Source organism: Saccharothrix sp. BKS2 (genome assembly GCF_047689505.1).
Taxonomy (GTDB): Bacteria; Actinomycetota; Actinomycetes; order Mycobacteriales; family Pseudonocardiaceae; genus Actinosynnema; species Actinosynnema lopnurensis.
Genome location: NZ_JAUQOL010000009.1, coordinates 194,037 through 214,083 on the forward strand (window position 1 = coordinate 194,037; position 20,047 = coordinate 214,083).

19 protein-coding genes are annotated in these 20,047 nt (G+C 74.6%); 8 read left to right on the forward strand and 11 right to left on the reverse strand.

The features are described 5' to 3' along the window. Positions 1–103: 103 nt before the first annotated feature. On the forward strand, positions 104–1,150 hold the full coding sequence (locus tag Q5530_RS20795; protein WP_415364375.1) for a hypothetical protein: 1,047 nt from the start codon (positions 104–106) through the stop codon (positions 1,148–1,150). On the opposite strand, the gene Q5530_RS20800 is transcribed toward Q5530_RS20795, so the two are convergent. Genes Q5530_RS20800 through Q5530_RS20815 form a run of 4 tightly spaced genes read right to left on the reverse strand, consistent with a single transcriptional unit; the run spans position 1,126 to position 5,438 of the window. Further along, positions 1,126–2,952 carry an aminotransferase class V-fold PLP-dependent enzyme gene (locus tag Q5530_RS20800; protein WP_415364377.1) on the reverse strand — a complete coding sequence of 609 codons (1,827 nt, stop codon included), beginning with the start codon at positions 2,950–2,952 and terminating at the stop codon, positions 1,126–1,128. The two genes, Q5530_RS20795 and Q5530_RS20800, sit on opposite strands and share 25 nt — an antisense overlap. Continuing rightward, positions 2,952–3,710: an amino acid ABC transporter ATP-binding protein gene (locus tag Q5530_RS20805; RefSeq protein WP_415364378.1), complete on the reverse strand. Its 759-nt coding sequence runs from the start codon at positions 3,708–3,710 to the stop codon at positions 2,952–2,954. Before Q5530_RS20805 ends, Q5530_RS20800 begins: the two co-directional genes overlap by 1 nt. Continuing rightward, the gene (locus Q5530_RS20810) at positions 3,707–4,534 is read right to left on the reverse strand and encodes an amino acid ABC transporter permease (RefSeq protein ID WP_415364380.1); all 828 of its coding nucleotides are present in this window, start codon (positions 4,532–4,534) and stop codon (positions 3,707–3,709) included. Before Q5530_RS20810 ends, Q5530_RS20805 begins: the two co-directional genes overlap by 4 nt. Further along, the gene (locus Q5530_RS20815) at positions 4,524–5,438 is read right to left on the reverse strand and encodes a transporter substrate-binding domain-containing protein (protein WP_415364382.1); all 915 of its coding nucleotides are present in this window, start codon (positions 5,436–5,438) and stop codon (positions 4,524–4,526) included. The genes Q5530_RS20810 and Q5530_RS20815 overlap by 11 nt, the downstream gene beginning before the upstream one ends. A gap of 148 nt (positions 5,439–5,586) precedes the next feature. On the opposite strand from Q5530_RS20815, the gene trxA reads away from it, so the two are divergent. After that, positions 5,587–5,964, forward strand: a complete 378-nt coding sequence (gene trxA, locus Q5530_RS20820) for a thioredoxin (protein WP_380640750.1) — start codon at positions 5,587–5,589, stop codon at positions 5,962–5,964. Between the two features lie 31 nt (positions 5,965–5,995). On the opposite strand, the gene Q5530_RS20825 is transcribed toward trxA, so the two are convergent. Next, positions 5,996–6,931: a YihY/virulence factor BrkB family protein gene (locus tag Q5530_RS20825; protein WP_415364384.1), complete on the reverse strand. Its 936-nt coding sequence runs from the start codon at positions 6,929–6,931 to the stop codon at positions 5,996–5,998. A gap of 80 nt (positions 6,932–7,011) precedes the next feature. Here Q5530_RS20825 and Q5530_RS20830 point away from each other — a divergent pair, with 80 nt between their 5' ends. Genes Q5530_RS20830 through Q5530_RS20840 form a run of 3 tightly spaced genes read left to right on the forward strand, consistent with a single transcriptional unit; the run spans position 7,012 to position 8,536 of the window. Next, the gene (locus tag Q5530_RS20830) at positions 7,012–7,416 is read left to right on the forward strand and encodes a phage holin family protein (RefSeq protein WP_415364385.1); all 405 of its coding nucleotides are present in this window, start codon (positions 7,012–7,014) and stop codon (positions 7,414–7,416) included. Further along, positions 7,413–8,249, forward strand: coding sequence for a DUF3618 domain-containing protein (locus tag Q5530_RS20835; protein WP_415364386.1), 837 nt, complete (start codon positions 7,413–7,415; stop codon positions 8,247–8,249). Before Q5530_RS20830 ends, Q5530_RS20835 begins: the two co-directional genes overlap by 4 nt. After that, positions 8,246–8,536, forward strand: coding sequence for a DUF4235 domain-containing protein (locus tag Q5530_RS20840; protein WP_415364579.1), 291 nt, complete (start codon positions 8,246–8,248; stop codon positions 8,534–8,536). Before Q5530_RS20835 ends, Q5530_RS20840 begins: the two co-directional genes overlap by 4 nt. 19 nt (positions 8,537–8,555) lie before the next feature. Here Q5530_RS20840 and Q5530_RS20845 read toward each other — a convergent pair whose 3' ends face one another. From Q5530_RS20845 to Q5530_RS20870, 6 genes are all read right to left on the reverse strand, one after another. Beyond that, a complete protein-coding gene (locus Q5530_RS20845; RefSeq protein WP_415364387.1) occupies positions 8,556–8,699 on the reverse strand; it encodes a hypothetical protein in 144 nt (47 codons plus the stop codon). A 40-nt stretch (positions 8,700–8,739) separates the two neighbouring features. Next, entirely contained in the window at positions 8,740–9,501 is a 762-nt protein-coding gene (locus Q5530_RS20850) for an enoyl-CoA hydratase/isomerase family protein (protein ID WP_415364389.1), read from the reverse strand. 305 nt (positions 9,502–9,806) lie between these two features. Continuing rightward, positions 9,807–10,745 carry a hypothetical protein gene (locus Q5530_RS20855; protein ID WP_415364390.1) on the reverse strand — a complete coding sequence of 313 codons (939 nt, stop codon included), beginning with the start codon at positions 10,743–10,745 and terminating at the stop codon, positions 9,807–9,809. A 98-nt stretch (positions 10,746–10,843) separates the two neighbouring features. Further along, a complete protein-coding gene (locus Q5530_RS20860; protein ID WP_415364391.1) occupies positions 10,844–12,067 on the reverse strand; it encodes a HEAT repeat domain-containing protein in 1,224 nt (407 codons plus the stop codon). 149 nt (positions 12,068–12,216) lie between these two features. Beyond that, a complete protein-coding gene (locus Q5530_RS20865; RefSeq protein WP_380640766.1) occupies positions 12,217–13,014 on the reverse strand; it encodes an esterase/lipase family protein in 798 nt (265 codons plus the stop codon). Positions 13,015–13,287: 273 nt separating this feature from the next. Further along, positions 13,288–14,178 carry an alpha/beta fold hydrolase gene (locus tag Q5530_RS20870; RefSeq protein WP_415364392.1) on the reverse strand — a complete coding sequence of 297 codons (891 nt, stop codon included), beginning with the start codon at positions 14,176–14,178 and terminating at the stop codon, positions 13,288–13,290. Positions 14,179–14,353: 175 nt separating this feature from the next. Between Q5530_RS20870 and Q5530_RS20875 the strand changes: the two genes are divergently transcribed. The 3 genes from Q5530_RS20875 (at position 14,354) to Q5530_RS20885 (ending at position 19,702) form a co-directional block, all read left to right on the forward strand. Then, complete coding sequence (locus tag Q5530_RS20875; protein ID WP_415364393.1) at positions 14,354–16,717, forward strand: Tex family protein; 2,364 nt, start codon at positions 14,354–14,356, stop codon at positions 16,715–16,717. Between the two features lie 484 nt (positions 16,718–17,201). Further along, the gene (locus Q5530_RS20880) at positions 17,202–18,128 is read left to right on the forward strand and encodes an NAD-dependent epimerase/dehydratase family protein (RefSeq protein ID WP_415364395.1); all 927 of its coding nucleotides are present in this window, start codon (positions 17,202–17,204) and stop codon (positions 18,126–18,128) included. Continuing rightward, positions 18,125–19,702, forward strand: a complete 1,578-nt coding sequence (locus Q5530_RS20885) for a phytoene desaturase family protein (protein WP_415364396.1) — start codon at positions 18,125–18,127, stop codon at positions 19,700–19,702. Before Q5530_RS20880 ends, Q5530_RS20885 begins: the two co-directional genes overlap by 4 nt. Positions 19,703–20,047: the final 345 nt, after the last annotated feature.

The window sequence follows — 20,047 nt, forward strand, 5'->3', positions numbered from 1 at the left end:
GTCGGGGCCTGCGGCGTGCGCTGAAGTCCACGCGGTCCCGTCGGCGGACCGGCCCGGGGGTGCTCCCCGCACCGTCCAGCCGACCCGCGAGAGGAACACCGCGATGACCCGCGACCTCAGCGACCCCGCCTACGGGGCGCACGCCGTGCAACTGCTGCTCGACGAGATCCTGGCCGCCCTGCCGGTGGCCGACGTGCGCGTCCGGCGGGATCCCCCGGACGTGCCGATCGACGACAACTACACCGCGCTGGGCTACCCGCCGGACGCGGTCACCCGCGACGCCCGCTACACGCGCTACACCACCGAGGGCCGGATGCTGCGCAGCCACACCACGGCCATGGTGCCGCCCGCGCTGCGCCTGCTGGGCGCCACCGACGACTGGGACGACGTGGTGTTGGCGTGCGTCGGCGTGGTGCACCGGCGGGACGCGGTCGACCGGGTGCACTCGGGCACCCCGCACCAGCTCGACCTGTGGCGGATCTCCCACCACGAGGCGTCGCTGGACGAGCTGGTGGGCGCGGTGCTCGCGGCGGCGGTGCCGGGCCTGCCGCACCGCGCCACACCGGCCACCCACCCGTACACCACGGCCGGGCGGCAGGTGGACGTGCTGGTGGACGGTCGGTGGCTGGAGGTCGCCGAGTGCGGCGTGGCGGCCCGGCACGTGCTGGACCGGGCGCGGCTGCCCCGCGAGGTGCGCGGCCTGGCCCTGGGGCTGGGGCTGGACCGGCTGCTGATGCTGCGCAAGGGCGTGCCGGACATCCGGTTGCTGCGCTCCACCGAGCCCCGGGTGGCCGCGCAGATGCTCGACCTCGCGCCGTACCGGCCGGTGTCGCGGCACCCGGCGATCACCCGGGACCTCTCGGTGGCGGTCGCGGCGGACGCCGACGCCGAGACCCTCGGCGACGCGGTCCGGGCCGTGGTGGGCGACCTGGCCGAGGAGGTGCTGGTGGTGGGCGAGACCCCGGTGGCCGGGCTGCCGCCGGCGGCGGTGGCCCGGCTGGGGGCGCGCCCCGACCAGAAGAACGTGCTGCTGCGCCTGGTGCTGCGCCACCCGACCCGCACCCTGACCGACGAGGAGGCGAACGCCGCGCGGGACGCCGTGCACGCCGCGGTGCACGAGGGCGATCAGCCCCTGATCTCGTTGAGGTAGTTGTAGATCGTGTACCGGGTGACGCCGAGCACGCCGGCCAGGTGGTCCACGGAGTCCCGGATGAGGAACAGCCCCGCCTCGTCGAGCACGCGCACCACCTGCGACTTGTGGGACTTCTTCATCAGCTCCACCGGCACGCCGACCGCGTCGACGGCGCGTTCGACGAGCAGGCGCTGGAGGGTGTCGACGTCACCGGGGAACGCCTCGACGGCGCGCTCCGGGCCGGGCGCGCCGTTCCCGGGGTTGCCGTTCACCGGGTTGCCGTTCCCCGGGTTGCCGGACCCCGGGTTGCCGGACCCCGGGTTGCCGGACCCCGGGTTGCCGGACCCCGGGTTGCCGGACCCTGGGTTGCCGGACCCTGGGTCGCTGTTGACGCACAGGCAGCCGACCGCCACCCCGCGCTCGTCGCGCAGGAACACCGTGGACGAGCGGATCACCCGGCCGTCGGGGGCGTAGGTCTCGTAGCCCGCGAGGTCCTGGGTGGTGCCCCGGCGGACCAGGCCCAGCAGCAGGTCGGTCATCGGCCCGCCGACCGCGCGGCCGGTCAGGTCGCCGGCGATGGCGACGATCGAGTTCGGCAGGGCGCCGAGGTCGTGCAGCACGACCTCGGTGCCCGGCCCGAGCGCCGCGGCCAGGCTGTTGACCGTGGGGACGAGGGCGGCGAGCACGTCGTGGGTGACGGGGGGCGCGGCGACCGCCCGGGGTCTCGGCCCGGCCAGCCCCTTCAGGGCGGCGGCGAACCGCTCGACCGTGCCGGGGGTGGTGGAGGCGTGCGGTGAGACGCGCACGTGCTCCGGTCGCACGGTCGCGGTCACGCCCGCCTCGGCCAGCGCCGCGCCGACCACCGGCGACGGCAGGTCGGGCAGGGTGAAGGCCAGGATGCCCGCGTGCCGGTCGGTCGCGCGCACCACCTCGCCGCCCGCCTCCCGGACCGCCTCGGCCAGCGCGCCCGCCTGCTCGGCGACCCGCCGGTCGAGCGCCGCCACGCCGGCCAGCTCGACCAGCTCCAGCGCCGTGGCCAGCGCACCGGCGGCGACCGGGCTGAGGTTGGTGATCGACCAGGCCGCCGCGCCCTCGCCCACCGGGTGGACGGCGTTGTCGAACAGGCCGGGGTCCTCGGCGCCGGTCCAGCCGGACAGCACCGGGTCCAGGCGCTCCAGGGCGCGGTCGGACAGCGCCAGGAAGCCGGTGGACCACCCGGCGCGCAGCCACTTCTGGCCGCCGACCACCAGCACGTCGGCCGCCTCCCACGGCTCGTCGACCACGCCGAAGCCCTGGATGCCGTCCACCACCAGCAGCCGGTCGCCCACCACCTCGCGCAGCGCGGCGAGGTCGGCGCGGTGGCCGGTGCGGAAGTCCACGGCGCTGACCGACACCGCGCGCACCTCCGGGGTCAGCGCCGCGCGCACCGCCCCGGGCGTCACCGGACCGGGGGGCAGCCAGGTCACGTCCACGCCGGGCGAGCGCACCCACGGGTAGGTGTTGGCCGGGAACTCCCCCGCCGACACCAGTACCCCGCCGGACAGCCCGAGCGCCACCTGGAACAGGCCGGTGCTGGTGTTGGGCAGCAGGGTCACGTGGTCGGTGTCGCCCCGGCAGAGCCGCGCCGCGGCGGCCTTGGCGCGCAGCTCCTGGCGCATCAGGTCGTCCACCGTGGACGGGCCGGCGGCCGCCGAGACCTCCAGCAGCCGGGTCGACGCCTCCACCACGGCGTGCGAGGGCGGCCCGAACCGGGCGAAGTCCAGGTACCCCTCCGGCTCGTGGAACTGGACGAGGTAGGAGGACGGGACGCGCGTGACCACTAGAGCACCTTCGCGAGGAACTGCCGCGTGCGCTGCCGCTGCGGGTCGTCCAGCACCTGCGCGGGCGGCCCCGCCTCGACCACCGCGCCGTCGACGAGGAACACCACCTGGTCGGCGACCTGCCGGGCGAACCCGATCTCGTGCGTGACCACGACCATGGTCATGCCGTCGCGGGCGAGGTCGGTCATCACGTCGAGCACCTCGCCCACCAGCTCGGGGTCCAGCGCCGAGGTGGGCTCGTCGAACAGCATCAGCTTCGGCCGCATGGCCAGCGCGCGGGCGATGGCCACGCGCTGCTGCTGGCCGCCGGACAGCCGGTGCGGGTAGGCGTCGACCTTGTCGGCCAGGCCGACGCGGGTCAGCAGCGCCCGCGCCTGCTCGACCGCCTCCCGGCGCGGCCGGCGCAGCACCCGGACCGGGCCCTCGGCCACGTTCTCCAGCGCCGTGCGGTGCGGGAACAGGTTGAACCGCTGGAACACCATGCCGATGTCGCGCCGCTGCCGGGCGACCTCGCGCTCCGGCAGCTCGTGCAGCCTCCCGCCGCGCTCGGCGAAGCCGACCGGCGTGCCGTCGACCCAGATGCGGCCCGCGTCGATGGTCTCCAGGTGGTTGACGCACCGCAGGAAGGTGGACTTGCCCGCGCCCGAGGGCCCGAGCAGGCACACCACCTCGCCGGCGGCGACCTCCAGGTCGACGCCGCGCAGCACCTCGACCGCGCCGAAGGACTTCCGCACGCCGACCGCGCGCACCAGGCTCACCGGACCGTCCCCCTGCCGTAGTAGCGCTCCAGGAAGTGCTGCCCGACGCCCGCCAGGCTGACCACCACCATGTACCAGGCGGCCGCCGCCAACAGCGTCTCCATGACCTGGAGGTTGCGCGAGGCGATGTTGTTGGCCGCGTGGATCAGCTCCAGGAAGCCGATGACCGAGGCCATGGACGTGCCCTTGAGCATGTTGACGAAGTTGTTGCCGGTCGGCGGGATGATCACCCGCATGGCCTGCGGCAGCACCACGCGCCGCAGCGTGGTGGCGGGCGTCATGCCGATGGCCTTCGCGGCCTCGACCTGCCCGTGGTCCACGCTGGTCAGGCCGGCCCGCACGATCTCGGCCATGTAGGCGCTCTCGTTGAGGCCCAGGCCGAGCAGCGCCGCCACGAACGCGGTGACCAGGACGTTGGTCTTCTCCTCGTAGAGGCCGAAGATCGAGATGTTCTCGAACACCAGCGCCAGGTTGAACCACAGCAGGATCTGGAGCAGCACCGGCAGGCCGCGGAACAGCCACACGTAGCCGGCGGCGAACCAGCGGGCGACCGGGTTGGGCGAGCGCCGCAGCAGCGCGATGCCCACGCCGAGCACGATCGCGCCCGCCTGGGCGACCACCGCGAGCACGACCGTGTTCACCAGGCCGCGCAGCATGATCTCGTGGGTGAAGAAGCCGGGCACGGCCGCGTAGTCGATCCGGGCGCCGGCCAGCGCCCAGGTCAGCGCGCCGAGCAGGGCGAGGATCACCGCGCCGCCGACCCAGCGGCCCCAGTGGCGCAGCGGGACGACGGTCAGGTCGTCGGTCTGCGGGTCAGCCGCCATTGACCGTCGCCTGCTCCACCGCGCCCTGGGCGACGTCCCACGCGTCGAGGATGCGGGTGTAGGTGCCGTCCTCGATCAGGGCCTGGAGGGCCCCGCGGAGGGCTTCGGTGAGCTCGGGGTTGCCCTTGGCGACGCCGATGCCGTAGGGGCCGCCGTTGATCGGCTCCAGGTCGACGACCTCGAAGAACTCGCCGTCACCCGCGGTCTTGGCGACGTAGACGGCGGTGGGCAGGTCGTTGAGGATGGCGGCCACCCGGCCGGTGCGCAGCTGGTTCTGGTTCTGCGTGTCGCTGTCGGTGGCGGTCACCTGGATGGCGTCCCCGGACAGGCACCGGTGCTCCTTGGCGAAGGTCTCCTGGCTGGAGCCCAGGTTGACCGCGACGGACTTGCCGCACAGGTCGTCCGGGCCCGTGACACCCTCCGGGTTGCCCTTCTGCACCATGATCGTGATGCCGGAGGTGAAGTAGTCGACGAAGTCGATCGCCTCCTGCCGCTCGGCGGTGTCGTTCATCGCGGCCATGGTCACGTCGATCCGGCCCGCCTGGAGGCCGGTGATGAGCGAGCCGAACGCCATGTCCTGGTGCTCGACGGCCAGGCCGAGCTTGGCCCCGACCGCCTTGACCAGGTCGACCTCGGAGCCGACCGGGGTCTTGCCGTCGGCGGCGTAGAAGTTGTTCGGCGGGTTCTGCACGTTCGAGCCGACGCGGAGCTTCCCGGCCTGCCGGATGCCCTCGGGCAGGGCGGCCGCGAGGGCGTCGTCGCGGGTGACGGCCGCCACGATCGCCGCGGTGTCGGGGAGGTCGCCGGCCCCCGGGGACTCGCCGCCCGGGGCGTTCCCCTCCGGCGACGTACCGCACGCGACCAGCGCGAACAGGGACAGGGCGACGGCTGCGGTCCGGCGCACGGGACACCTCCTGGCGATGGGGTGCCCCGAAAGCTACAACGTCCTGTTGAAGACGTCTACAACTTGTTGAAGGGAATGCTCGGCGTGTCCGTTTCGTTGAGCGGGGTACCAGGGGTGTGATCCCCTGAGTCAACACCGAGGAGGACCTATGACCACCGTGGAGCTGACCGCGGAGAACTTCGACGAGGTTGTCGGCGGCTCCGAGATGGTCCTGGTCGACTTCTGGGCGGCCTGGTGCGGCCCGTGCCGCCAGTTCGCGCCGGTCTACGAGAAGTCCGCCGAGAAGCACGCCGACATCGTGTTCGGCAAGGTCGACACCGAGGCGCAGCAGCAGCTCGCCGCCGCGTTCCAGATCCGCTCGATCCCGACGCTGATGATCGTGCGCGACGGCGTGGTGCTCTACGCGCAGCCCGGCGCCCTGCCGGAGGCGGCCCTGGAGGACCTGATCGAGCAGGCGCGCAAGGTCGACATGGACGAGGTGCACAAGCAGGTCGCCGACCAGAAGGCGGAGCAGGGGTCGTCCTGATCCCCCTCGGTCGGCGACCCGCCAGCGGGCCCTAGTCGCCGTCCATCGCACGCGTGTCGCGGGGCGGGGCCACCGGGTCCTGCCCCGTCGACTCACCGGTCTCCATCCGCCGCCCGCGCTCCAGCTCGGCGTCCAGCTCCGCGCCCAGCAGCAGCATCAGGTTCGAGATCCACAGCCACACCAGGAAGATGATCACACCGGCCAGTGAGCCGTAGGTCTTGTTGTACGAGGCGAAGTTCGCCACGTACAGCGCGAAGCCCGTCGAGGCCGCCACCCAGGCCAGCACGGCCAGCAGACCGCCCGGCGTGATCCACAGGAAGCTCGGCTGCCGCACGTTCGGCGAGGCCCAGAACAGCAGCCCGACCGCGGCGCCGGCCAGCAGGAACAGCACGGGCCACTTGGCGATGTCCCACACCGTGACGAACGTCGAGCCCAGGCCCAGCAGGTCGCCCAGCCACTGCGCCACCCCGCCGGTGAGCGTGACGCCCAGCGCGGTCAGCGCGAGCAGCACCACCACGCCGACGGTCAGCCCCAGCCGCAGCGGGACGACCTTCCAGAACGGGCGGCCCTCCTCCACGTCGTAGATCGAGTTCGCGGCGCGCATGAACGCACCCACGTAGCCCGAGGCCGACCAGAGCGCGGTCACCAGACCGACGATCGCCAGCAGCCCGCTCGCCCGCGACTGCTGGAGGTTCCGGATCGCGTCCTCGATGAACGTCTTGGCCTCACCCGGCCCCAGCACGTCCAGGCAGTCCACAATGGTCTGCGTGGCGTTCGGCCCGAGCAGGCCCAGCACCGAGGTCAGCAGCAGGAGGCCGGGGAACAGCGACAGCACCGAGTAGTAGGTCAGCGCCGCCGCCCAGTCGGTGAGGTTGTCGTCGTTGAACTCCTTGGCCGTCCGCTTCAGCACGGCCCACCAGGAGCGCTTCGGCAACTGGGTCGGTGCGTCGGGTGCTCGTGTCGCCATGGCCGTCGGTTTCCCCCGAAGACGGGGCGTACACCCGGGGCTTTTTGGGTATGTCGGGGGACGAGTGAGAGGAGGGGGCCATGGACCACGTCGCCACCGACCGCGAACCGTCCACCGCCGAACTGGTGAGCCGGCTCTCGGAGCAGGTGAGCAGGCTGGCCCGGGACGAGATCCGGCTGGCGGGCCTCGAGATGCGCGAGAAGGGCAAGCGCGTCGGCGCGGGCGCCGGGTTGCTGGGCGGCGCGGGCGTGCTCGCCTGGTTCGGCCTCGGCGCGGTCATCGCCGGCCTGGTGCTGCTGCTGGCCACGGTCTGGCCCGCGTGGGTCGCGGCGTTCGTCGTCGCGCTGGCCGTGTTCGCGATCGCCGGCGTGCTCGCCCTGGTCGGCCGCCGGCAGATCGAGCGCGGCACCCCGCCCCTGCCGGAAGAGGCCATCTCCAACGTCAAGCAGGACATCGCCACCGTGAGCGAGAGGGCACACCGATGAGCGGCCCGAAGAAGGACACCGGACCGACCGACCCGGACGAGCTGCGCGCCGACGTCGAGGAGACCCGGCGCGAGCTGGGCGAGACCGTGGAGGCGCTGGCGCACAAGGCGGACGTGCCCGGTCGGGTCAAGGAGAAGGCGCACGAGGGAGTGGGGAAGGTGAAGGAGACCGCGACGCGGGCCAACGCGGCGGTGACGGCGGCGGCGGGCAAGACGGCCGCCGCGGTCGGCCAGGCGAAGGACGAGGCGGGTCGGAAGGCGGACCGGGCCGGGGCCGCGGCGGGCACCGCCGTCGGCGCCGCGGGCGCCGCGACCGGGGAGAAGGCGGCCGAGGTCGGCGAGAAGACCGGCGCGGTCGCGGCCCAGGTCGGGGAGAGGGCGAGTGCCGTGGCCGAGCAGGTGGGCGAGAAGGCGAGCGCCGTGGCCGGCCAGGTGGGCGAGAAGGCGAGCGCCGTGGCCGGCCAGGTGGGCGAGAAGGCGAGCGCCGTGGCGGGCCAGGTCGGGGAGAGGGCGAGCGCCGTGGCCGAGCAGGTGACCGAGAAGGCCGGCGCGGTCGCCGCGCAGGTGGGCGAGAAGGCCACCGCGGTGGCCGGGCAGGCGACCGTCGTCGCGGGCCAGGTGAGCGAGAAGGCGACCGTCGTGGCCGGTCAGGTCGGCGAGAAGGCGAGCGCCGTGGCCGGCCAGGTGAGCGAGAGGGCGAGCCGGGCGGTCGAGCAGCTGCCGCCGACCGTGCAGCAGCGCGTCGAGCAGGGCAGGCGGCACCCGGCCGCGGTCGTGGCGGGCGCGGTGGCGCTCGTGGTGGTGCTGTGGAAGCTCGCGCGGCGGGGGCGATGACCGTGAACAAGCTCCTCTACCGCCCGCTGGGTCTGCTGTTCGGCGTGCTCGGCGGCGCGGCGGCCAGCGCGCTGTTCGGCCAGGTGTGGAAGGTCATCACGGGCACGAAGGAAGCCCCCACCGCGACCCAGAAGGACCGCGGGTGGGGCGAGGTGCTGCTGGCCGCGGCCGTCCAGGGCGCGATCTTCGGTGTGGTGAGGGCCGCGATCGACCGGGGCGGCGCGGCCGGTTACGAGAAGGTCGTCGGCGAGTGGCCGGGCGACACGAACAAGCACGACGGCAAGTGAGCCGCCCGGCGGGGGCCGCCTAGTCCGGCGGCTCCTGCCGACGTCCGCGCCGCTCGTCCTCGTCGAGGAACTGCTCCGGGTCCACGTCGAGGTCGGGCGGCTCCGGCGTGCCGGGTGAACGGGGCGGGTCCGGGTTGAGGGGTCGTTCCTCCGGTTCGGTCATGCCGACGAGGTACCCACCCCGGGGGTGTTGAACCTCCGCTTCAGAAGCGCGGGGGCCGCTTCTCCAGGAACGCCGCCACGCCCTCCGCGTACTCCGCGCTGTGCACGGCCTCGTCGTAGAGCGCCCGCACCGCGTCGTCCTCGTCGTGGTGGCCCTCGGTGATCCGGTTGACGATGTGCTTGGCGCCGCGCACGCTCACCGGGGCCCGCGAGGCGATGGTCCCGGCCAGCTCCGCGACCCGGGCCTCCAGCTCCTCCACCGGGTGCACCTCGTTGACCAGGCCGATGCGCAGCGCGGTGGCCGCGTCGATGATCTCGCCGCTGAACAGGATCTGCTTGGCCCACGCCGGGCCGACCGCGTCGACCAGCTGCCGGGTGGACAGGAAGTTGTAGACGATGCCGAGCTTGGCGGGCGTGATGCCGAACCGGGCGTCCGCGGCGGCCAGCCGCAGGTCGCAGGCGAGCGCGACCTCGCAGCCGCCACCGATGCAGAACCCGGTGACCGCGGCGATGGTGGGCTTGCCGAGCGTGACGATGGACCGCTCCCCCGCGTGGACGGCCTCGCTGTAGCGGGCCGCGCCGTCCGCCCCGCTGCGCAGCGCGGAGAACTCGCTGATGTCGGCGCCCGCCGAGAAGTGCTCGCCGCCCCGGACCACCAGCACGCGCACCGCGTCGTCGTCCCGGACCCGGGCCAGCAGGCCGGGCAGCGCCGACCACATCTCGTAGCTCAGCGCGTTGCGCTTGGCCGGGCGGTCGATGGTCAGCGTGGCGACCGGACCCGCGGTGTCGAGCCTCAACGTCATCCCCGGAGGGTATGTCCCGGTGGGCCGTGGCCGGGCGTGAGCGCGCTCACGCGAGCGCCCGGAAGGCCGGGTCGGCCGGTGCCGCGCAGCGTCGCGCGAGCAGCGCCGCACCGCGCAGCGCCCCATCGCGCAGCGCCGCGCCGAGCAGCCCGGTGCCCAGCAGCGCCGACCGGGAGCAGGCCCAGGACGACCAGCGGCGCGGCCGGCAGGGTGCGGCACGCCACCGGGAGCCTCGAGACCCGCGGCACCTCCGCGACCGGCAGGGCCGGGGGTGCGGAGGTACGCGGTCGTGCGGCGCGGCCCGGTTACTGCCGGTACTGGTTGCGGGTGTACGTGAGGCTGAAGTCGCCGCGGTTCGCGAAGTACACCGAGACCAGGTACGCCGGGTCCGTCGCGAGCAGGCCGCGCTGGAGGTCGCCGCCGTCGTTGCCGTCGTCCCAGCCCCACGCCGAGTTGGCCGCGTTGTCCTTGCCGTTGTCGCCGCGGAAGGTGCCCCAGCTCGCGAAGGTCGCGGTGTTGTTCCGCTGCGCCCACAGGCCGGCCGGGGCGAAGGTGTCGACGAGGCGGTAGCCGACCGAGCGGTCGTTGCCGCCCGACGGGACCTCGCCGGCCGCCGCGGGCACGTAGACCACGCCGTCGCCGCCGGGGAACTCCGCGCCGTTCCACGCGTACAGGCCGTGGCCCTTGGCCTCCTGGCGGGTGGTGGGCCGGTGGCCCTGGAGCCGCAGCGTGCCGTCCACGCCCTCCCGGCCCGAGGTGAAGGTGCTGCCGGGGGCGACGTAGGAGTAGAAGTCGCTGTGCGCCACCGTGACCACGGCTTCGAGCCGGCCATAGGTCGAGCCGTCCTTGCGGACGGTGGCCAGCAGCCCTTCCATGTCGTTCTCGTGGGTGGTCAGCCCGAACGGGTCGGGCGCGTCGTCCCAGTCGCGCGGGTGGTAGAAGCCGTAGACGAGGAACCAGTGCGTCGAGGTCTCGGCGACGGAGTAGTAGGCCGCGCCGGTGAGCCGGGCGAGCGAGTCGTCCTGGGCCTCCCAGTTGTTCTGCGCGTTCCAGTCGCCGTCGAAGTCCACTGTGGACAGGTAGTCGGCGTCGTGGTCGGAGGAGTCCGTGTCCTGGTGGTGGACCGGGGCCCAGTGGTTGGCCAGGTCCGCGTCGCTCACCGCGTGGGCGGCGGGTGCGGTCAGGAACGCCGGGAGCGCCAGCGCGGCGGCCAGGGCCGCGGCGAGCTTGCGTGCGGGGGTCATGCTCCACCTCTTCGTCAGGGTTTCCCGTCGGAGCCAACGGGCCGTCCGGAACCCTGGGGTGAAGCGCCGGCCAACACAAGACGTTGATCAGGTGATCGTTATCGGTGATCCTGTTGCCAGTCCTCGAAAACCTTGATGAGCACGCCCTGTTCCACCGGATCGGCGGTTGCGCGCAGGCGGTCGCGCAGGGCGGGCAGCAGCGCGGCGGCGTGGGGGCGCATGGCCGCGAGGACGTCCTCCAGCAGGGGCAGCCGCCACGCCTCGTCGGCCCGGCGGTGCAGCGAGAGCCCGAGCCGGGGCCCGGTCAGCCGGTCGAGCAGCGGCGCGACGGCGCGTTCGTCGCCGAGGGCGGCCAGCGCGGTCAGGGCGGCGTCGGCGGCGGGCAGGTAGGCGTCCCGGGCGGCCAGGGCCAGGTCGTCGGCGTAGGGGGCGCGGGCGCGGGCGAGCAGGGTGGCGGCGACGCGGCGGTTCTCCGGCTCCTCGTCGGCCAGGCGGTCCGCGACCAGCGGCAGCACCTGCTCGCCGTCGACCGGGTGCGCGCACGCCAGCAGCGCGCCGGCGCGGACCTGGGGGTCGGGGTGGGGCAGCCAGGACGCCATCAGGCGGGTGCGCGCGGCCCGGTCCTCGCGCAGCTCGCGGCTGAGCCACCAGACCACCGCCGCGCCGCCCGTGCGGACCCACCACGCCTGGTCCCACACCCCGCTCCCCGGGTCGCGCAGCAGCGCCACGTGCGCGTCCGCCACCACCCCGGCCCGCCGCAGCCCGACCACCGCGGCCACCCGCACCGCGGGGTCCTCGTGGTCGAGCAGGCCGGTGGGCCAGGACGCGCCGCCGCGCGGGAGGCGGCCGTGGGCGACCACCAGGCCCAGCCGGGCCGACCGGTCGGGCTCGGCCGCGAACCGGGCGCGCAGCGCGGGCGGCACGTCGGCGTGGTCGACGGCCTGGGCCAGCGGGAACGTCACCGCGCGGCGGACCTCCACGTCCTCGTCGCGCAGCAGCGCCAGCAGCCGGGGCACGGCGCGCGCCCACGCGGCGGCCCAGCCCGGGTCCACGTCGCGGGGGTGGGCGGTGCGGCCGGCGTGGGCGAGGTCGCCGATCGTGTCCACCACCGCGGGCCGCACCGCCACGGCGGGGTCCTCGGCCAGGTCGACCAGGGCCGGCAGCGCGGCGGGCACGGCGGGGTAGACCCCGCGCCCGTCGCAGTAGAGGTTCATGTTCAGCTCGCTGATGGCGGCCCCGGCGTGCAGCGGGTCGCGCACCTGCGCGAGGAGTCCCGGCACGTCGGTGGCCGGGCCGTACGCGTGTTCGAGCCGATGCCACACGAGGTGCACCGTAGGGGGCGCGACCGTGTGACACGATCAGGTTTCACCCGTTCGTGGGCTGCCGTCCCGCCGCCGACCGGGTCGCGCCCCGGTTCAGGCGCCCCGGTTCAGGCGGCCCGGTTCAGGCGGCCCGGTTCAGGCGGCCCGGTTCAGGCGGCCGGGAACATGCGCGCCATGCCGGGCGGCGGGGTGAACGGCCGCCAGCGCCCCGGCCGCTGGGCCAGCCGGTCGGCCACCACCCACAGCACGGTCGCGTTGTAGCCGTAGCCGAGGTGGCTCGACGCCACCGCCACGTTCTCGTGGCGCTTGCCGGTGGGCGAGACGCACGAGCGCCACGGCACGATCCCGTCCGACCGGGAGTAGACCGCGGTCGCGGGCACCGGGAACGCCGGGCGGGTGTGCTCGGGCGGCGGTGGCGGCGCGCCCGGCTCGTAGAACCGCGACAGCAGCCGGTAGACCGGGTTGACCCGGGTGTGCCGGGGGTCGGCCAGCGCGTACGGGCTGCCGAGCGTGATCACCTGCCGGACCGACCCCGGCCGCTGGCGGGCCAGCTCCCGGGCGAACACACCCCCCAGCGACCAGCCGACGAGGCTGACCTTGCCGCGCCCGGCCAGCTCGCGCAGCAGGTCGCGCATCCCGTTGACGGCGGTGACCGACGGGCCGATGTTGCGGCCCAGGCCCCAGCCGTGGACCTCGTAGCCCAGGCCGGTGAGGAACCGGCGCAGCGGTCCGGTGGCCCGGTCGGTCGCGCCCAGGCCGGGCAGGACGAGCACGGTGTGGCCGTCGCCGCTGGGCGCACCGCGCAGCAGCGCCCGGCCGGCGGCGAACTGGCCGATGTCGACCGCGGCGCGGGTCGGTTCGGTGAGGTACCAGAGCAGGCCCGGCTGGACGGCCTCGACCGCGGTGACCGGATCCAGGTCCGGCGGGATGTCCGGCAGCGTCGGCATGGCCCCTCCCCGCTCCTCGTCGAGCGTCCCCTGGGTCCATGATGTTTCGCCCGGGGGCAAACCGCCAGTACCGGCGGGTACCGAATTCGGTACCGCGCCCGGTCCGCGCCCGGTCCCGCGCTCAGTCCCCGCCCGGTTTCGCACCCGGCCCGACGCTCAGTCGCCCACCCGGTCCCCGCCCGGTTTCGCACCCGGCCCGACGCCCAGTCGCCCGCCCGGTCCCCGCCCGGCCCGACGCCCAGTCGCCCGCCCGGTCCCCGCCCGGCCCGGCGCTCAGTCCCGTGCCAGCCAGTCCACCAGCCTGCCGCCGATCACGTCGGGGATCTCCAGCTGCGGCACGTGCCCGACGCCCGCGAACTCCTCGTACCGCCACGACGGGTTGCGCCGCGCCACCGCGCGGGCCGAGGTCACCGGCACCAGCCGGTCCCGGTCGCCGTGCACCAGGTAGACCGGCGCCTTCACCCGGCTCATCGCGGTGTGGTAGCGGCGGCTGGTGGCCCCGGTCCACACCACCGAGCGGGCGGCGGTCAGGAACGCCTCGTCCAGGCCGGGGATCTCGGCGCGCTGCTCCAGCAGGGACATCGAGGCGAGCACGACCTCCTCCGGCACCGACTTCGCGTTCGCGCAGACCAGGTTGAGCACGCGCTTGACCTGGCGGCGGGTCGACACGCCGCGGCGAGACCGCTCCAGGAACCGCCGGCCCAGGCCGGGCACGGCGTAGATCGCGAACGCGGCCGCGACCTGCGGGTCGACCCTCGTGCCCAGCGGCAGCGGGACGGCCGGGTCGAGCAGGGCCAGCGCGGTGACCGAGTCCGGGCGGCGGGCCGCGTGCAGGATGGAGATCATCCCGCCCATCGAGTTGCCGACCAGCGCCACCGGTTCGCCCACCACCTCGGCCAGGAACCGGTCGAGCAGCCGGGCGTTGGCGGGCACGGTGGTGCCGCGGCCCTCGGGGTGGGTCAGCCCGAACCCGGCCAGGTCCACGGCCAGCACGCGGTGGTGCTCGACCAGGTGGGGCGCGAGCAGGCACCAGTTGAGGTGCGAGCCGCCCAACCCGTGCACCAGGACGACCGGCGGCCCGTCGCCGCCGAAGTCGACGTAGTGCACCGCGCCGTCCAGGTCGGCGTACCGGCTCGTCCCGCCCCAGTGGTCGAGTGTGGTCATACCGGTCAGTATGTCGGAACCTGGCTGGTCAGCCGGGAGCGGCCCGGGGAACCGGGTTCCCCGCCGGAGCCGGGCGACCCGCCGCGGACGACGGCGCGCCCCGCCGGGCGCGGGGGCGCGCCGGGCGGTCGGGGTGCCCGCTCGCGGCCGGCCGGGCAGGGCACAATGGCTCGCTGTGACCACTGCCATTCACCAGAGGATCGCCGACGAGCTCGGGGTGCGGGTCGGGCAGGTGAGCGCGGCCGTCGAACTGCTCGACGGGGGCTCCACCGTGCCGTTCATCGCCCGCTACCGGAAGGAGGCGACCGGCACGCTGGACGACGCCCAGCTGCGCACGCTGGAGGAGCGGTTGGGCTACCTGCGCGAGCTGGAGGACCGCCGCGGGGCCGTGCTGGAGTCGATCCGGTCGCAGGGCAAGCTGGACGAGGCGCTGGAGGCGCAGATCCTGGCCGCGGACTCCAAGGCCCGGCTGGAGGACCTCTACCTGCCGTACAAGCCGAAGCGGCGCACCAAGGCGCAGATCGCGCGCGAGCAGGGCCTGGAGCCGCTGGCCGAGGGGCTGCTGGCCGACCCGACCCTGGACCCGCAGACCACCGCCGCCGCGTACGTGACCGGCGAGGTGGCCGACGTCGCCGCCGCGCTCCAGGGCGCCCGCGCCATCCTGGTCGAGCGGTTCGGCGAGGACGGCGACCTGATCGGCGAGCTGCGCGAGCGCATGTGGGGCCAGGGCCGCGTCGCCGCGAAGGTCCGGGAGGGCAAGGAGGAGGAGGGCGCGAAGTTCGCGGACTACTTCGACTTCTCCGAGCCGTTCACCAAGCTGCCCTCGCACCGCATCCTGGCGCTGCTGCGCGGGGAGAAGGAGGAGGTCCTCGACCTGGTCTTCGACCCGGCCGACGAGGACGAGCCCACCGGGTACGAGGCGCGCATCGCCTCCCGCTTCGGCGTCGACGACCGGGGCCGGCCCGGTGACAGGTGGCTGGGCGACACCGTGCGGTGGGCGTGGCGCACCCGGATCCTGGTGCACCTGGGCATCGACCTGCGGTCCCGGCTGCGGGCGTTCGCCGAGGACGAGGCCGTGCGGGTGTTCGCGTCCAACCTGCGCGACCTGCTGCTGGCCGCGCCCGCGGGCACCCGCGCCACGATGGGCCTCGACCCCGGGTTCCGCACCGGCGTGAAGGTCGCCGTGGTCGACGCCACCGGCAAGGTCGTGGCCACCGACACCATCCACCCGCACGTGCCCGCGAACCGGTGGGACGAGTCGATCGCCAAGCTCGCCGAGCTGGCCCGGCGGCACTCGGTGGAGCTGGTCGCCATCGGCAACGGCACCGCGTCGCGGGAGACCGACAAGCTCGCCGGCGACCTGCTCACGCGCCACCCCGACCTGCGGCTGACCAAGGTCGTGGTGTCCGAGGCGGGCGCGTCGGTGTACTCGGCGTCGGCGTTCGCGTCCGCCGAGCTGCCGGGCCTGGACGTGTCGCTGCGGGGCGCGGTGTCGATCGCCCGGAGGCTCCAGGACCCGCTGGCCGAGCTGGTCAAGATCGACCCGAAGTCCATCGGCGTCGGCCAGTACCAGCACGACCTCGCCGAGGCCAAGCTGTCGCGGTCGCTGGACGCGGTGGTCGAGGACTGCGTGAACGCGGTCGGCGTTGACCTGAACACGGCGTCGGCGCCGCTGCTGACCCGGGTCTCGGGCATCACCGCGGGCCTGGCCGAGAACATCGTGGTGCACCGCGACGCCAACGGCCCGTTCCGCACGCGCCAGTCGCTCAAGGACGTGCCCCGGCTGGGGCCGAAGGCGTTCGAGCAGTGCGCGGGCTTCCTCCGCATCCCGAACGGCGACGACCCGCTGGACGCGTCCGCCGTGCACCCCGAGGCTTACCCGGTGGTGCGGCGCATCCAGCAGGGCGCGGACAGCGCGGAGCTGATCGGCAACACCGCGGTGCTGAAGAAGCTGCGGCCGCAGGACTTCGTGGACGAGCGGTTCGGCCTGCCGACCGTGACCGACATCCTGCGGGAGCTGGAGAAGCCCGGCCGCGACCCGCGACCGGCGTTCAAGACCGCCACGTTCGCCGACGGGGTGGAGAAGATCGCCGACCTCAAGCCCGGCATGGTGCTGGAGGGCGTGGTGACGAACGTGGCCGCGTTCGGCGCGTTCGTGGACGTCGGCGTGCACCAGGACGGGTTGGTGCACATCTCGGCGCTGTCGAACACGTACGTGAAGGACCCGCGGGACGTGGTGAAGTCCGGTGACGTGGTGCGGGTGAAGGTGCTGGAGGTCGACATCCCGCGCAAGCGGATCGGCCTGTCGCTGCGGCTGGAGGACGAGCCGGGGCGCAAGCCGCCGCGCGAGCCGCGCGGGGGTCAGGAACGCGGTGGTCAGCCGCGGGACGGCCAGCGCGGTGGTCGGGGTGGGCAGGGTCAGGGGCAGGGCCAAGGGCAGGGGCAGCGCGGTGGCGGCGGTCGGCCGCGCCGGGACGAGCGCCCGCCGGCGAACGGCGCGATGGCGGAAGCGCTGCGCCGCGCCGGCCTCGGCGGCTGATCCGGTCACCGGGGTGTCCCGTCCCGGGGCGCCCCGGTGGTCGGCGGGCACGGGACCGACGAACTCGGTCCGCACCGCGCGCTCGGGCTTGGGCGTGGTGGTCGGGGGGTACTTTGCGGGCATGAGGGTCGTCGTCACGGGTGCCAGCGGCAGCGTGGGGACGGCACTGCGCCGCGTGCTCGCGGCGGACGGGGTCGAGGTGATCGGCGTCGCGCGGCGGGTGCCCGGTGGGGTGGTCGGGTCTCGTCGGCCGGAATTGTCGGACCCTTCTGGCAAGATGAAAGCAGGGGACCCCCTGGCGGGGACCTCTGCGGAGCTCGGGGGTCGCTCGGCGGAGACCTTCGGCGGGCGTGATCTTCCGGCGGCGGACTTCGCCGCTCCCGGCCGTTCGGCGGAGACCTCCACCTGGCCTGATCTTCCGGCGGCGATCTCCACCGCTCCCGGCCGTTCGGCGGGAACCCCCACCGGGCGTGATCATCCGCCGGTGACCGAGCGGTGGGTGAGCTGCGACATCGGCGCGCCGGCCGCCGAGGCGCTGTTGACCCGGGCCTTCGAGGGCGCCGACGCGGTCGTGCACCTCGCCTGGGCGGTCCAGCCCACCCCCCGCGACCCGGACATGCGGCGCACCAACCTCACCGGCAGCGCCCACGTGCTGCGCGCCGCCGAGCGGGCCGGGGTGCCGCACGTCGTCGTGGCCTCCTCGGTGGCCGCCTACACGCCCGCCTCCGGACCCGTCGACGAGGGATGGCCGTGCGGCGGGGTGCCCGGCAGCGCCTACAGCGCCCAGAAGGCCGAGCTGGAGCGACTGCTCGACGGTCGTCCGGGGATCGCGCGCATCCGGCCCTGCGCGGTCGTCCAGCCCGATGCCGGCGCCGAGATCGACCGGTGGCTGCTCAGCCCGCTGGTGCCGCCCGCGCTGCTGGGTCGCCCCTGGTTGCCGGTGCCGCTGTGGCCGGGGTTGCGGATCCAGTTCGTGCACGCCGAGGACGTCGCGCTGGCGATCCGGCTCATCCTGCGCGAACGCGCGACCGGGGCGTTCAACGTCGCCGCCGATCCCGTGCTGCGCGCGACCGACCTCGCGGCGGTGGTCGGCGGCTTCCTGGTGCCCGTCCCGTTCCGCGCGCTGCCCGGACCGGCGTGGCTGACCTGGCGCTTCGGGTTGCAACCGGTGCACCCGGGCTGGCTGCGGCTGGCCGACCGGGCGTCCCTTGTGGACACCGGTCGGCTGCGCGGGCTGGGGTGGGTGCCCCGGCACGACCCGAGGCGGGCGCTGGAGGCGGTGGTCGCGGCGATCGCGGACGGGCGCGGGCGCGGGACCTGGGGGCCGCTCGCGCCGCACGAGGGTCCCCGGTGGAGCAGACTGGGCCGGGGTCGACCCGTGCACCAGAGCCAAGGAGGAGGTTCGCGTTGAGCGACGTCGTGGACGCGGTGATCGTCGGGTCCGGTCCGAACGGGTTGGTGGCGGCGAACGTGCTGGCCGACGCCGGGTGGGACGTGCTCGTGCTGGAGGCCGCCGACGAGCCCGGTGGCGCGGTGCGCACGGCCGAGCTGACCGAGCCGGGGTTCCACCACGACCTGTTCAGCGCGTTCTACCCGCTGGGCGTGGCGTCGCCGGTGATCGCGGGCCTGGGGCTGGACCGGCACGGGTTGGAGTGGCGGTGGTCGCCGGACGTGCTGGCGTACGTGCTGCCGGACGACCGGGTGGCGCTGCTGTCGCGGGACGTGGACCGCACGGCGGCGTCGGTGGAGTCGTTCGGCGCGGGTGACGGCGACGTGTGGCGGGAGGAGTTCGCGCGCTGGCAGCTGGTCCGGGACGACCTGATCGAGGCGCTGATGAGGCCGTTCCCCCCGGTGCGGCCGGCCGCCGGGTTGCTGGGCGCGCTGGGTCCGGGTGGGGCGCTGCGGTTCGCGCGGTCGTTCGTGCAGTCGGTGCGGGCGTTCGGGGACGACCGGTTCTCCGGCGAGGGCGCGCCGTTGTTGTTGGCGGGCAACGCGATGCACACCGACCTGGGCCCGGACCAGGCGGGTGGCGCGGCGTTCGGGTGGCTGCTGTCGATGCTCGGGCAGGACCTGGGCTACCCGGTGCCGGCGGGTGGCGCGGGTGCGTTGACGCGGGCGCTGGTGCGGCGGCTCGGCGGTGTGGTGGAGTGCTCGCGGCCGGTGGCGCAGGTGGTGGTGGCCGGCGGGCGGGCGCTGGGGGTGCGCGACGCGTCCGGTGGGTTCGTGCGGGCGCGGAAGGCGGTGCTGGCGGACGTGCCCGCGCCGCGGCTCTACCTGGGGTTGGTCGGTGAGCGGCACCTGCCGGCGCAGCTGGTGTCGGACCTGGCGAAGTTCGAGTGGGACGACGCGACGATCAAGGTGGACTGGGCGCTGGACGCGCCGATCCCGTGGACGAACCCGGAGGTGCGCGGGGCCGGGACCGTCCACCTGGGAGGCGATTTCAACGGGTTGGCCATGACCAGCGCGGAGATCGCGTGCGGCCGGCTGCCGCGGGTGCCCTTCGTGATCATGGGCCAGATGACGACCTCCGACCCGTCGCGGTCACCGGCCGGCACCGAGACGGCGTGGGCCTACACGCACGTGCCGCAGGGGGAGCAGTGGTCGGCGGACCGCGTGCGGCGGCGGGCCGACCGGTTGGAGCAGCTGATCGAGCAGCACGCGCCGGGCTTCCGGGACCTGGTGCGCGGGCGGTTCGTGCAGGGTCCCGGCGACCTGGAGTCGCGCAACCCGAGCCTGGTGGGCGGTTCGATCAACTCCGGCACGGCGGCCATCCACCAGCAGCTGGTGTTCCGGCCGGTGCCGGGGCTGGGCCGGGCGGACACCCCGGTGGACCGGCTGTACCTGGCGGGCGCGTCGGCGCACCCCGGCGGTGGCGTGCACGGCGCGGCGGGCGCGAACGCGGCGCGGGCGGCACTGGCGCGCAACGGCCTGGCGGGCGACGCGTACCGGCTGCTGGTGCAGGGGCTGAACCGGGCGGTGTACTAGCGGGGTGGACTAGGGTGGGCCGTGGTCGCCGATCACGGCCCACGGGCGGTGATCAGGGGTTTCGCCGCCGGGCGGGTCACACGATGGAGTGATCATCGCCCGAGGATGTACGAAAACCGGGGTCTCGGCCATCGGTTAGACATGGAATCCCGCGACCAGACCCCACAGTCCCACCCAGCCCACTCCCCCAACTCAACGCACTCCCCCGACTCAACCCACTCCCACACCCCAGCAGCACCCGCCCTCCGCCGGCGGCACCCGTCACCCGCCAGGAACAGCCGGCTCCCACGGTGGTCGGCACCGGCGGCGAAGGTGCCGGCACGGGTTCGACGGAGGTGCCGAGCC